This is a genomic window from Rhodococcus sp. BL-253-APC-6A1W (genome assembly GCF_012843405.1).
In the GTDB taxonomy this organism is placed as follows: Bacteria; Actinomycetota; Actinomycetes; order Mycobacteriales; family Mycobacteriaceae; genus Rhodococcus.
Genome location: NZ_JABAFB010000002.1, coordinates 164,849 through 178,315, shown reverse-complemented (window position 1 = coordinate 178,315; position 13,467 = coordinate 164,849). Strand labels below are relative to the sequence as shown.

11 protein-coding genes and 1 riboswitch are annotated in these 13,467 nt (G+C 66.5%); of the genes, 4 read left to right on the top strand and 7 right to left on the bottom strand.

Annotated elements, in window-relative coordinates:
• Positions 1-88: 88 nt before the first annotated feature.
• The 3 genes from HF877_RS03360 to HF877_RS03350 all read right to left on the bottom strand — a co-directional run bounded on the left by HF877_RS03360 (position 89) and on the right by HF877_RS03350 (position 3,298).
• Positions 89-1,114: a methionine synthase gene (locus HF877_RS03360; protein WP_169619768.1), complete on the bottom strand. Its 1,026-nt coding sequence runs from the start codon at positions 1,112-1,114 to the stop codon at positions 89-91.
• A gap of 26 nt (positions 1,115-1,140) precedes the next feature.
• On the bottom strand, positions 1,141-2,112 hold the full coding sequence (locus tag HF877_RS03355) for a putative oxygenase MesX (protein ID WP_169619994.1): 972 nt from the start codon (positions 2,110-2,112) through the stop codon (positions 1,141-1,143).
• A 232-nt stretch (positions 2,113-2,344) separates the two neighbouring features.
• Complete coding sequence (locus tag HF877_RS03350) at positions 2,345-3,298, bottom strand: LysR family transcriptional regulator (RefSeq protein ID WP_169619767.1); 954 nt, start codon at positions 3,296-3,298, stop codon at positions 2,345-2,347.
• A gap of 291 nt (positions 3,299-3,589) precedes the next feature.
• A riboswitch (cobalamin riboswitch) is annotated at positions 3,590-3,790 on the top strand.
• Positions 3,791-4,042: 252 nt separating this feature from the next.
• Between HF877_RS03350 and HF877_RS03345 the strand changes: the two genes are divergently transcribed.
• Genes HF877_RS03345 through HF877_RS03330 form a run of 4 tightly spaced genes read left to right on the top strand, consistent with a single transcriptional unit; the run spans position 4,043 to position 8,676 of the window.
• On the top strand, positions 4,043-5,194 hold the full coding sequence (locus HF877_RS03345) for an ABC transporter substrate-binding protein (protein WP_346765052.1): 1,152 nt from the start codon (positions 4,043-4,045) through the stop codon (positions 5,192-5,194).
• 43 nt (positions 5,195-5,237) lie between these two features.
• Positions 5,238-6,362 carry an iron ABC transporter permease gene (locus HF877_RS03340; RefSeq protein ID WP_169619766.1) on the top strand — a complete coding sequence of 375 codons (1,125 nt, stop codon included), beginning with the start codon at positions 5,238-5,240 and terminating at the stop codon, positions 6,360-6,362.
• Positions 6,359-8,104: an ATP-binding cassette domain-containing protein gene (locus tag HF877_RS03335; protein WP_169619765.1), complete on the top strand. Its 1,746-nt coding sequence runs from the start codon at positions 6,359-6,361 to the stop codon at positions 8,102-8,104. The genes HF877_RS03340 and HF877_RS03335 overlap by 4 nt, the downstream gene beginning before the upstream one ends.
• Complete coding sequence (locus HF877_RS03330; RefSeq protein ID WP_169619764.1) at positions 8,101-8,676, top strand: hypothetical protein; 576 nt, start codon at positions 8,101-8,103, stop codon at positions 8,674-8,676. Before HF877_RS03335 ends, HF877_RS03330 begins: the two co-directional genes overlap by 4 nt.
• A 50-nt stretch (positions 8,677-8,726) precedes the next feature.
• On the opposite strand, the gene HF877_RS03325 is transcribed toward HF877_RS03330, so the two are convergent.
• The 4 genes from HF877_RS03325 to HF877_RS03310 all read right to left on the bottom strand — a co-directional run bounded on the left by HF877_RS03325 (position 8,727) and on the right by HF877_RS03310 (position 13,463).
• Positions 8,727-9,269, bottom strand: coding sequence for an AAA family ATPase (locus HF877_RS03325; protein WP_169619763.1), 543 nt, complete (start codon positions 9,267-9,269; stop codon positions 8,727-8,729).
• A gap of 434 nt (positions 9,270-9,703) precedes the next feature.
• On the bottom strand, positions 9,704-10,918 hold the full coding sequence (locus HF877_RS03320; protein ID WP_169619762.1) for a TniQ family protein: 1,215 nt from the start codon (positions 10,916-10,918) through the stop codon (positions 9,704-9,706).
• On the bottom strand, positions 10,915-11,820 hold the full coding sequence (locus HF877_RS03315; protein ID WP_169619761.1) for a TniB family NTP-binding protein: 906 nt from the start codon (positions 11,818-11,820) through the stop codon (positions 10,915-10,917). Before HF877_RS03315 ends, HF877_RS03320 begins: the two co-directional genes overlap by 4 nt.
• A gap of 2 nt (positions 11,821-11,822) precedes the next feature.
• A complete protein-coding gene (locus HF877_RS03310; RefSeq protein WP_346765051.1) occupies positions 11,823-13,463 on the bottom strand; it encodes a Mu transposase C-terminal domain-containing protein in 1,641 nt (546 codons plus the stop codon).
• Between the last annotated feature and the right edge of the window lie 4 nt (positions 13,464-13,467).

Genomic DNA, 13,467 nt, shown 5'->3' with positions numbered 1-13,467 from the left:
GCGTTGGTGACGCAAGCCGGGCGTGCCGGCGACCTTCGCATGTCCCGGCGGAGCTCCACCCGGAAGTGCCGACGAGTGGTCGGGGTCCCTAGGACAGCTCACGTCGCAGAAGTTCAGCCCCCGTTGCGAGCGCGACCATCTTGTCTCGTGCGACGCGTCGGCCCAGCGGCGCCATACCGCAATTGGTGCTCGGGTAGAGCTTGTCGGAGTCAACGAACGGGAGTGCGCGACGAAGGGTTGCAGCGACCTCTTCGGGCGTTTCGATGGTGTCGCTCGCCACATCGATCGCTCCCAGCATGACCTTCTTGCCTCGAAGCAGTTCGATCAGGTCGACAGGTACCCGCGAACTGTGACTCTCCAGCGACACGATGTCGATCGAAGACTGTTGCAGCAGTGGAAACGACTCTTCGTACTGGCGCCACTCGGCCCCGAGCGTAGCCTTCCAGTCGGTGTTGGCTTTGATGCCGTAGCCGTAACAGATGTGAACGGCAGTTTCGCAGCTCAACCCTTCGGTAGCACGCTCGAGCGCCGCCACGCCCCAGTCCCGCAGTTCGTCGAAGAACACGTTGAACGCGGGCTCATCGATCTGGATGATGTCGACGCCGGCCGCTTCCAAGTCCTTTGCTTCTTGGTTCAGGATGGCCGCGAACTCCCATGCGAGTTTTTCGCGACTCTTGTAGTGGTCGTCGTAGAGCGTGTCGATCATTGTCATTGGGCCAGGCAGGGCCCATTTGATCGGCTGGTCGGTCGCTGCGCGAAGACGCATCGCGTCTGCTGCGAACACTGACTTTTCGCGGCTCACCGCGCCGACAACCGTAGGGACACTCGCGTCATAGCGGTCACGAATGCGCACGGTCTCGCGTCGGTCGAAGTCGACGCCACTGAGGTGCTCGATGAACGTGGTCACGAAATGCTGACGCGTCTGTTCACCGTCACTGATGATGTCGAGCCCGGCGCGACGTTGCTCATGTGCTGCGAGCGTCTGGGCGTCGAACTTCCCTTCGCGCAGTTCGTCGTCTCGCAACTTCCACGGCGACCAGAGCTTCTCTGGCTCCGAGAGCCACGAGGGCTTGGGCAGGCTACCGACGATGGAGGTGGGCAGGAGTGTGTTCATCTCTGGAACCTTTCGGTCTCGCACGGTCAGGCGGATTGCTTGGTAGCCCACTGTTCGAGAACAGCGCCATACGGTTTCATGAGGTTCACCTCGGTGAACTTTCCCTGTGTGGTCGCGAGTTGTGTGCGCTCGACACGGTCGTAGCTCACCTGCGGAAGTGAATAGTTACCGTTGTCGAGACTCGGCTGGTACACCTCCGACGCCGCAGTGTTCGCGTTGTAGATCTCGGGACGATAGATCTTCTGAAACGTCTCCATCGTCGCGATCGTTCCGGCGAGTGCGAGAAACGAATAGTCGTTGAGCAAGTCACCGCGATGGTAGAAGGCCAATGGAGCGACGGATCCCTGAGGCATGAAGTAGCGCACCCTGAGCCCCATCTTCCCGAAGTACCGGTCGGTGAGCGAATTCTCATCTGCCACATACTCCACCCCGAGAATCGGGTGGTGATTCGTGAGCCGGCGGTACGTCCTGGACGTCGAAACGCTGATGCAGATGACTGGCGGTTGCGAGAACCGTTCGCGATACTCGTCCGATTCGACAAAACGCTGAAAGACCTGCCCGTGCAGATCGCCGAAGTCACTGGGTATTCCCGTCGCTTGGTGTCCCGGGAGTCGAACGCTGAAATCGTAGTCGCGAATGTATGAGGAGAAGTTGTTTCCGACGATGCCCTCCGTGCGGGAGCCCGTGGTGGTATCGACGATGTCGACGTCGAGCACTTCGATTACCGGAAATGCGGCGTCATCCCCGGCCGACGCGAGATGCAGGTCCACCGAGACGATGTCGAGCTCGAGTGCGTAGCGGTCACCACGCGGATTGTCCCAGTGCACCAGCTCGTTGACACGGGTGTTCATCATCGTCACCGCGTTGCGCAGATTCTGCCGACGCCCCTCGCCGCGTGCGAGATTCGCGAAGTTCGTCGTGCTGCGCGAGTCGGTCGACGGGGTGTAGTCCTCATTGAAGCGCGTCGTACCAATGCTGAAGACACAGTCGTTCGTCATGCTGATCAGTTGCCCCAAATCGCTTGCGGTGAGTGCAGCGACGAGCGCGTCTCCGCACGGTTCACTGCCTGAGATTTCGCAGCACTTCAACCGAATACACGATGGTCCAGGGCCGAACTTTCAGGCCGAGAACACTCGGGAGGCGATTGTCCGAAGTGGCGTGGAAGTCAGTGTAAGTAGACCCGCCGCCATAGGCTAATTAGCTAATGCGATAGCTGGGTATAGCCGCTTCCTATGCCAGAAGATCGACTCCGAACCCCGAAACGACGTCGCGCATCTCCGCCACGAATCGCTGAGCCTGGGCAGTCAAGGGCACCGAGGCATGACCGATCCAACCGATCTCGATGCGCTCGTCCACGTCGAGCGGCACAGCGACGATGGACGGATCGAGATCGTCCGAGATGATGCCGGTAGAGATGGTGTACCCGCCCAGTCCGATCATGAGGTTGAAGATGGTCGCTCGATCACTGACCCGAATGTCTTGCTTCGATGAACGGGTGGAGAGGATCTCTTCTGCGAGGTAGAAGGAATTGTTCACACCCTGGTCGAACGTGAGCCGGGGCAGATCTTCGAGATCATCGAGCGTCACGCTCTTTCGCCCTGCGAGAGGGTTCGTGCGGGCGATGAAGATGTGCGGCGATGCCAGAAACAGTGGCGTGAAGACCAGCCCGGCTTCGCGAATCAGCTTGTTGATCACGTTTGCGTTGAACTCGTTGCGATAGAGCACACCGAGCTCGCTCCGCAGCGTGCGGACATCCTCGATGATGTCCCACGTGCGGGTCTCTCGAAGGCTGAACGCGTACTCCGCGGCCTCGGATGCTTTCACCATGCGGGCGAAGGCGTCGACGACGAATGAATAGTGCTGAGTCGATACGGCAAGGAGCCTGCGCGAGGGCCCGCGGCCCAGATATCGCTGTTCCAGGAGTTCCGCTTGCTCGACCACCTGGCGCGCGTAGCCGAGAAACTCCACCCCGTCTTCGGTGAGCGTCACCCCGCGGGTCGAGCGAACGAAGAGCGCACGCCCCACGCGACTTTCGAGGTCTTTCAGCGCGGCCGACAGGGTCGGTTGCGCGACGTAAAGCAGGTCCGCTGCGGCACTGATGGATCCTTCGGCGGCCACCTCCACGAAGTACCGCAACTGCTGAAGGGTGATTCCCCGCACCGTTCCCGCGATGTCACGTGCCACAGCAAAAAAACCTATCGCATCTGCACACTGCGCCGACCGCCGCGGGACAGTCCCGGATTCCCGCCGGTTTCCCTCTTCGTGTACGGCAGGGCACTTCCCGCTGGCCAATGACATTCGGTGCTCATCACGGCCGGAGCGGCGAACCAACTGCGTCGCCCAGTGTAGAAGCAACACCGACTGCTGACTGCGGGCGGGCGGAGCGGGAGGCCGTCACGTCGTCCGTCCGCGCGAGTCCGCGTGAGATGACTGGATGCCGAGGCCCCCTGTGGACCCTGGAGGCAGAGCGTTTCGGGCGATTTCTCCGGTTAGCGGCCACATGCAACAATGCCCCGGTTAGGTGATGACGAAAGAGGAAGCCGGTGTGAAACCGGCGCGGTCCCGCCACTGTAATCGGGGAGCGACCTTCCGCTCTGCCACGGCCCACCAGCCGGAAGGCAGGAGGGGAGCGACGATCCGAGAGCCAGGAGACTCCCGTCATCGCGACCTCCTATTCGGGGCGGATTTCCCCGAGAGAGGTGGCCAGTCCACCATGCAACACACCGCGCCGCTGCTATGCCCCGTAGCAACCTCCGGCGTATCCGGGCCCGGCGACGCTTTCACTGTTCACGCCTGACGTCTGCCCCCAAACCGTCTCGGAACGCTGCCGACCTGGGCTAGGCTCGTCTCGATTTCTCGGCTTCTTGAGCATCTGCCGGCACGAGCTGGATCTTCGGTCGACCATTACCGCTCACCTGTGGAGAAAACATGTCCCAACGGTCCATGACCGCTGCGCTTTCGGTGCTCGTCGCTGCCGGTCTCGTCCTGAGCGCGTGCTCGTCCGACGCCTCGGGCGCAGACACCGCCGTCGACGCACGCGGCTGCATCACCGAATTCGATGCGACCACCGACTACTTCCCCGACAAGTCGACGCTGTCGGACGCGAAGAACTTCACCATCGAGTACCACGACAGCTATCAGGTGCTCACCGTGAACCAGCCCTACCCTGGCGGAGCCCCGGAATCATATGTGCTGGTCAAGTGCGGCGCCCCGGCCCCGGAGTTGTCCGGCGACCTGGCAGCGGCGCCACAGATCTCGACGCCGATCACGAGCCTGTACTCGGCATCGACCACACACCTGCCGCTGATCACCGAGCTCGACCAACTCGATGTCCTGACCGGTGTCTCGAACGCCGGGTTCGTCTCCGATCCCGCAGTGCGTGAGCGGATCGACGCCGGCAAGATCGTCGAGTACGCGCCCGGACAGACCGTGAACACCGAGAAGGTCGTCGCCGCGAACCCGGACGTGCTGATGACCGGCGGCACCGACGACCCGTCGTACGCCAAGCTCCGGGCCGCTGGGATCCCCGTCGTCGCGAACGCCGAATACCTCGAATCGACCGCCCTCGGGCGCGCCGAGTGGATCAAGGCGATGGCAGCGCTCACCGGCACCGAGGCGCAGGCAGCGGACGTCTACTCGCAGATCCGCAGCGACTACGAGAACGTCGCGGCGAAGGCGCAGGGCGCCGCGGCCAGCCCCGTGCTACCCGGCACGATGTACCAGGGCACGTGGTACATGCCGGCCGGCGGCAGCTACATCGGCGGCCTGGTCCGCGACGCGGGCGGCAGCTACCCATGGCTGAGTGACCCGGCGACCGGCAGCCTGCAGCTGAACTTCGAGTCGGTGTACGCGCAGGCCGGCACGGCGCCGACGTGGTTCGTCACCAGTTCGTGGGAGACGACGGCCGACCCGTCGCCGAGGATCCTCGCTACGGTCAGCTCGCCGCGGTGCGGGACGGCGCGGTGTGGTCGGCGACGAAGGCGATCGGGCCCACGGGCGGCAACGACTTCTACGAGCGCGGCGTCACCCGCCCCGACCTGGTTCTCGCCGACATCGTCGCGATCCTGCACCCGGACCTGATGCAGGACCACGAGTTCGTGTTCTACCGGCAGGTGCCGCGGGCATGACCACGCTCCTGTCCCGTCCGCCGGCCCCGCTCACCGGGCCGGCGGACGGGAGGGGGCCGACGCCCGCCCCCCGCGCGTTCTCGCGGCGGACCGCGGTCGCGCTGGCGCTGCTGGCCGCGTCCACCGTCGTGCTGTTCGTGCTGGCGCTGGCGCTCGGCCCGGTCCGCGTCCCCCTCGCGGACACCGTGCGGGTGCTCGTCGGCGCCGCCCCCTCCGACCCGCGCTGGCAGGTGGTGGTGCACGAGTTGCGCCTGCCCCGCGCGATCACGGCCGTCCTCGTCGGCGCCGCGCTCGGGGTCGCCGGCCTGCAGATGCAGACCCTGTTCCACAACGCGCTCGCCGACCCGTTCGTACTCGGCGCCAGTTCCGGGGCGAGCCTCGGCGTCGCGCTGGTCGTCGTCGCGGCCGGCGGGGCGGGCGCCGCGTCGTTCACGTCCGGGTTCGCGGGCGCCGGACGCGCCGGGATCGTATCCGCGGCCGCGACCGGCGCGGCCGCCGTCCTGCTGCTGGTGCTGCTGCTGTCGCACTGGGTGAAGAACGCGGTGACGCTGCTGCTGATCGGCGTGATGGTCGGCTCCGCCACCACCGCGATCGTCAGCGTCCTACTGGTGTACACCGATCCGCAACGCGCCCAACAGTTCCTCCTGTGGGGCCTGGGCAGCTTCGCAGCCACCACGTGGGCCGATCTCGCCCTCATGGCCCCGATCGTGATGGCGTGCATCGTCGTCGCGCTCGCGACGGTCCGACCCCTCAACGCACTCCTACTCGGCGAGGGCTACGCCCGAACGATGGGCATCGACGTCCGCCGCGCGCGCCTGCTCACACTGCTCGCCGCATCCCTGTTGGCGGGGGTGACCACCGCCTTCTGCGGTCCGATCGGATTCCTCGGCCTCGCCGTCCCGCACCTGTCCCGCCTCGCCGTCGGCACCTCGGACCATCGGTCGCTGATGCCGACCGTGATCCTCATGGGATCGGCCGTGGCCCTCGCGTGCGGCATCGTCAGCCAGGTCCCCGGCAGCGACGCAGTTCTTCCGCTCAACGCGGTCACCGCCCTGATCGGCGCACCCATCGTCGTGACGATCCTCGTCCGCAGCCGCCGCGGCGTAGGAGGGGCACTGTGAACGACGCCGTCCTGGACCTCTCCGACGTCGCCGTCGGCTATCACGCCCGACGCGCACTGCGCCCGACCACCACCCGGATCGTCGCGTCGAACATCGACGCCGTCGCACGCCGCGGAGAACTGACCGTGCTACTCGGCCCCAACGGCAGCGGCAAGTCCACGCTGCTGCGTACCCTGTGCGGCCTCCAACCCGCCCTCGGCGGCTCGATCACACTGTCCGGCAACGACCTGCACGCCATGCCCGCCGACGAGCTAGCCCGCACGATCGCCGTCGTACTCACCGACCGCGTCGATCCCGGCATGCTGTCGGCCCGCGAACTGGCCGGACTCGGCCGCACCCCACACCTCGGACTCGGCGGCCGAATGCGCGCCCGCGACCACGCCATCGTCGCGTGGGCACTCGACGCGGTCGGCGCCACCCCTCTGGCCGACCGGCCCGCCAGCGAACTGTCCGACGGCGAACGCCAACGTGTGCTCACCGCGCGGGCCCTCGCACAGGAGCCGACACTGCTGGTCCTCGACGAACCCACCGCGTTCCTCGACGTCCCGTCCCGTGTCGCGCTCGTCGAACTGCTCCGCACCGCGGCGCGGGAACATCATCTCGCCGTGGTGATGTCGACACACGACCTCGAGCTGGCGCTACGCGTCGCCGACCACGTCTGGCTCGTCGATCGCACGGGCCGACTGCGCACCGGAACACCCGAGCGCCTCGCACTCGACGGCCGGATCGCAGAGGTCTTCGATTCGCAGTCACTGCGATTCGACATCGGCTCCGGAGTGTTCATACTCACCCCTGCGCACGAGTCTGCGCTCCAGGCGCGTGTGCGGGCACCGGAACCGCCGGCGTCGGCGATCGGGCGATTACTCGGCCGCGAAAGCGTAGTGGTGGTCGCCGACGACCAGCCGGCCGATCTGCTCATCGACACCGGCGACAGCCTCACGGTTCTCCACGCCGGAAAGGCGCATCCCGTGGACGGCCTCGATGCTCTCCCTCACGTCCTGCGTGACCTGCCGCGCACCGATCTATACCTACCCCCAGGCAGTGCGGTCACCTCGACACTCGAAGCCCTGGCCGGCATCAGCCCGTACTTCACCGCCACGACGGGCGATCCCGGCCCGGGCAGGTGGCGTCCGGTGCGCGACCTCTACGACGACGCCGACACGCTCGCCGCCACCGTCGGACACATCGGCGCCCGGATCGGCACCACCGAATACCGAGTGGCGGCGTCGACGCTGCACCTCGGCTACGCCGCCCGCCTGTGGTCACTCACGCTCGGCGGCATCGTCCGCACCGGAATCCTGCCCGACATCGAATGCCTGCTGTGGCGTGACGTGGACGGCCGGATCGATCTACACCTGCCCGAAGCCGTCGGCTGGGCGTGCGACGATCTAAACGAGCTGGTCGAGGTCGCGCAGGAGACGGTCCTGGGCCGCCACCTGGAACCGATGATCGCAGCAATCCGCGCCGCCGAGCCCATGTCGGATCGCCTGCTGTGGGGCAACGCCGCGTCGGCGCTCATCGGCGCAGCCCGAGTACTTGACGGCGAGGCCGGAACAGTCGCCGTGAAACTCGCGGAGACGATCCTCCTCGACCAGCGACTGGTTGACACAGTCGACCGGGAGGGCACCGGGTTCCGGCGCCGCAGCTGCTGCCTGTTCTATCGCACGCCCGCCTCCGGATACTGCGGGGACTGCGTACTCACCCGCCCGAACGCACCCGAGGAGAAGGAGGAATCGGCATGACCACCGCACAACCCGAAGAGGTCCAGCCCCCGATCATCGTCACCGAAAGCGGAGGGCGCGAACAGCGCTGGCCCATCCCCGCGGATGAAGAATCGCTTCTGAAGCTGATCCACATCCTGTTCGACGAATACTGGGACGACATCTGGTTCGGCATCATCATGGAGGGCGCCGCATGGGAGGTCGCCGCACCCAACGCCCCCACACGCATCTCAATGTTCGACGGCTACGCCACGATCGACTTCGGCCGCTGGCACTTCCACCTGTGCATCGGCGAACACAACGACAGCGGACCGGAACTCGGCCGGATCCGCCGCTGCTCGCGCGCTGAGCTGTACCGCAGCCTCAGCTCCGACGGCACCCCACACTCGTGGGGCATCCGCATGTTCAACGGCCGCGACGAACAGATGATGACCGCGATGCTGCCCAACCCGTTCCTGACCAAGACCCAGCAGATCCGCGACGAACTCGACTTCTCCCAGCTCGAGCTGTGGGACCGGCTGCGCGAGCAGTGCCTCGGCCTCGGCCCCGACAAGTTGGACCGCCAAGGCAAGGGCTACCGCCGTCAGAGCTAGCGCTTGGGTGCGTACCACGTTCATCGAGCACCCAAGACCCGGACAATGATCTACTCAGTCGGTGGGCGGGGGGTCGTCGAGCAATCTCGATGTAGATCCTCGCGAATGCGATTCACGACTGCATTGGTCGACCAGGACGCGTCGAAAACCGTCTCGTCAGCGAAAGGCAGTGGCTGGTGCCCGCGATACCATCCGCGCATGTCCTCCGGGGTGAACTCAGACGCTTCCGGGCGTGTGGCATGTCGGGCCAGGGTCTGCTTGTAAGTCAGGCTGAATGTGTAGAAGAGGGCTCGATTGGCCGCGGTCGCAAGGCGCTCAAGCATCCCGGCATACCGGTCGGTGTCAAGGATGCCCTCGACGATGGTCACCCGGCCCCTCGCCATGCATTCCCGCGCGATCATCTCGATGAGGTCGATGTTGAAACCGCCAGCCTCGTCGTGCTCGCGCAAGATAGTGCGCCGAACGTTGTCCTGGGCGACGACAGCGCACTCTGCCTTGCCGAATCGGTACTGCACCGCCCTGGCCACCGTGCTCTTGCCCGACCCGGAATCGCCACGAATCACTACTAGCGCTGGCCCGTTCAGTGCGGTCACGGGATCACCGTAAACGCGCCGTCGTCGTACTGCTACTTGCGCCGGCTGCCTTCGGCACTCAACTTCCGTGCGGCACGGGCAACTGCTCTGACAACTGGTCATGGGGAACTTCCCCGGTAGGTGCCAGGCTGCTCCGACGTTTGGGTGGAGCTGAGGTCGAAGGGGGAGCCGAACCCTGACCGCTGCCGGTCCCGCCCCGGCTAGGCCCCGTTGCGACTCGACCGTGTTGACTGAATCAACCGAGTACCAAAAACCGCCGGACCAGGCAGCTCCCATCATTGAGTGCGATAACTACACTTATCGGCGCCCACTCACACAGAACCACGAGTGACTGGTACTGCTTCCCGAATCCTGGCTCGCGAGCTCAGTGCGCGCTGGCCCGCGGCGCCCGTGCGTCTCGTCAAGGCCGATGCCGGCTTCGTCGTAGCCGCCAGTCAGGCATACAGGTCGGGTGGCAGGTTGCCTCGAAAACCGCTGGTGGGGATGTCGAGTCCGTCGAAGACCTCCAACAGTCGTTCGAGCTCCCGGTCGGTACGGCACCCGTGCCGCATGAAAGTGAACAGGGAGCGAGCAGCCTTCGGATCGCGGCGGGCTTCGTCGATCGCGTCGGCGAGCAGGAAGTCCATCCGCTCGCCAGCAGTTCGACGTTGATCGCGGTCGACGGCAATGCGACGTACCCGAGCATGCTGATTCCGGCGGGCATGTCCGGGTGGGAAGTCATCGCCGACGCGTTCGGGGATGAACAGGCACCCGTGGTCCCCGTCTGGGGTGATGTCGCCCGCCGCAAGGTGGGCGATGGTGTCGGCGGCCACGGTCAGTAGTTCGGCTTGCGCGGTCCAGGGCAATGCTTCGAAGGGCCTGCAGATCAGGATCGGTGGGCGCCCACCGTGTTGCGCCCATGCTTCCTGGACGGCGGGGCCAGCGCGGTGGACCGGCGCGCACAGTTCGTCAATCAGGGTGCGGAGCAGCCGGAACCACATCCCGCTGTGGATGGTGCGGCGGGGCAGTCGCACGGTCCCGGAGGTCAATGCCTGGTCGGTGTAGCGGTCGAGGATGACCACCGCTGGTGAGGCCGGACGGGGCAGTTGGTTGTCGGTGTCCCAGTACAGGTGATCTGGATACCCGAAGCAGGGTTCAAGGAGGCAGCGGTGTGTGGGGCAACTGACCTGCAGCGGTAGTCGGGCCGCGAGTATCCAACGCTGCCGGTGCGGGTCGGCGGCGCACTGTGGGCAGGCCCGCCGCCCGCCGGGCTCGGTGGGCAGCCAGGGCCGCCACCCAGGACTGGGTCGTCGGCGTCCGCCGCGGCCGCGGCGGTGCGTGGGCATCAGGATCGACAGCTGGCGTACGTAGGTATCGAAGTTGTTGGCGTGCGGGTCGATTGAATCCAGCAGCCACGGAACGTGCCCGGAGATGCTCATCCGGCGTAGCCGGTCGTGGTCGAGGCCGCTGCGGCGGGCAAGCTCGGCGAGCAGGCCTGCGGGTGGGGAGAGGTCGAGTACATCGGCATCGACCGGTCGGTGGCCGGGATCGTGTTCGAGTAGCTCACCCACGGTGAGCTGGTAGACGGCGGCGATCCGGTAGAGCCACGACGACAAGCTCTCCCCGTGCCGTGGCGGCGGGTGGATCGGCCACCGCTGGGTTGGCCTCACCCGGCGATCTCGCGTTCGAACTGGCGGCGCCGTTCGGTGGGGCCTGTGTAGCCGGCCATCGTCAGGGTGCGCCGGTTGATCGCTTCCTCGCCGGATTCGACCGCGGCCACCGCGGCCTCGGTCAGCAACAACGCCAACTCCCCGATCGTGCCCTCGCTGCGGGCGAGCAGGTAGTGGGCCATGTCCTCGCCGGCCAAGTGGGAGGGCCGCCGCAGCGGGAAGGAGGCGGCGAAGCTGGCCAGGAGGGATCGGGTGTCGTCGCCGGCTTCCCACGGCGGCAGCGACATCGGGGCGAACCGGTTCTCGAGCTGGTCGTCGCTGCGGATCGCCAGATACGCCTCCCGGGTGCCGACGCCGACCAGCGGGATCTGTAGCTCGTTGCCCAGGTAGCGCAGCACGTTCAGGAATTCGCGGCGCGCGCTGTCACGGCCGGCGAGCACGTTGTGCAGTTCGTCGATCACCAGCATCCGGACCCCGGTCGCCCGCAACATCCCCAGCGCGAGCTGCTCGAGTTCCGCGACCCGTCGCCCAGGCCGGATCGGGGCCCCGAGCGCAGCGTGCAGGGCGACGTAGAACCGCGGCACCGACGGATCCGACGGCATCTGCACGCACAACACGGGGACCGTCTCGTGGTCCTCGGCGGCGACCAGGGGATGCCGGCGCCGGAACTTCTCGATGATCATCGACTTGCCGTTGTTCGTCGGCCCCACCAGCAGCAGGTTCGGCATGCGCTGCCGCCGCGGCCAGGTATAGAGCGATTCCAGACGCTCGAGCGTCTGAACCGCACGCGGGTAGCCGATCCACCGGTCGGTGCGGATGTGCCGGATCCGCTCGGCCGCAGGCAGCCGCGCGAGGTCTTGGGCGCTGGCCACCAGATAGGTCAGGTCCTCCGGCTCGTCCATGCTCACCATTCCTCGATGTCCTCGAACGGAGCCACCGACACGGGCGTCGCGCTCACGGTGTCGTCCTCCGGTGGCAGCAGCGGGACACCGGTGGTCGCGGCCGCGGGCAGATGCCGGCGCCGTTCGCCGTCCCGTCGGGTCCGGCGGGTGCGTGTGCGGGCGGAGTCGACGATCTCCCGCATCTGGTCGATCATCGCGAACAGTGCTGTCTCGTCGACCTCCCGGCGTCCGCGTTCACGCAGCCGGGCCACCGCTTGGCGCTGCTCCCACAACGTCACCGCCGGATGCGACAGCGTGCGGTAGGGCACTTCGAGATAGCCGCCGCCGTGCGGGTCGAGGACCCAGACGCGGCTGATGTCCCGCGGATCGCGGCGGATCACGAACTTGCCCAGCGTCTCTCGCCGGGCGACCCACGGCTTGAGCGCGTTGGAGAAGTAGTGGACGTGGTCGATGACGAACCCAGTACGCGTCACCCGGCGTCGAACAACGGGCAGGAAGTCGATCAGAAACGCGGTCGGACTCGCCGCCAGCGCCGGCACGCCGCTGAGCGAGACTTTGTGCGCCCATCGTCCGGCCGGGGTCTGGCTCAGTCCCGCGTGGACAGTGCCGTGGTACCGGGCAACCGCCAGGGTCAGCCAGCGTTCGAGTTCGGCCAACGTCAGTACCGCGGTGGCCTGCGGATCGTAGGCGCCGCGTTCGGCCGGATTCGAAAACGTGGTGCCCGGCAGTTCGTGCACCATCGTCATCGCCGTGCCGATGACCCGCTCGACGATCCCGCCGTAGTGCGGGCGCCCCGGCGGCCGGTAATCCAACTCGATGCCGTGCTGCTCGCAGCCGCGGCGCAGTGCCTCGCTCTTGAACTCGGCGGCGTTGTCCAGATACAGCTGCCGCGGCTTGCCGCCCATCGGCCAACTCATCTGATTCGCCAACCCCAGCGCCTCAAGTCGGACGCGTTTGTCGCAGCACACATGCGCCAGACACAACCCGACCGACACCGCCGACGGCGCCTCGAGCGTGAGCACCATCCCGAGCAGGCACCGGCTGTGCACGTCGATCGCCACCGTCAGATACGGTCGGCCGATCGGCTGCCGGTCCCGCTCGTCGACAACCATGACATCGACCACCGTGTGGTCGATCTGCACCCGCTCAAGCAGCCCGTCCACCACCGGCGGCGTGCCTCCGGCCGCCTGCACGACGCGCACGGCGTCCGGACCCTGCCGGCTCCGTGCGACTCGTCCCGGATGCAGCGCTGCGACCCGAGCTGCGACCGTGTTCCGTGCCGGGACAGGTAGACCCTGCTGCCGGCAGGCCATGGTGATCTGCCGGTACACCACCGCGAGACTTGGCTTCTGCCGCTTCATATATGACTTCCGCACAAACTCGGCGAGCAGTTCCTCGACCTCGACCGGTAGCCGGCTTCGGCCCCTGCCGCCGCTCGACCACCCCGGCAACAGATCGCTGACCACACCCGACCCCTGCCGGCACCGGTCGATCAGCGTGTAGACGTGACGCCGCGAAATCCCAAGCCTCGCCGCCGCTTCATCAGCCGCAACACCGCCAACCGTGTCCGCGGCCGCCAGCGGCGCGATCACCGCAAACCGCTCCCGCGCCGTCGACCACTCCGGCTCAGACGCCGTCAACACACCA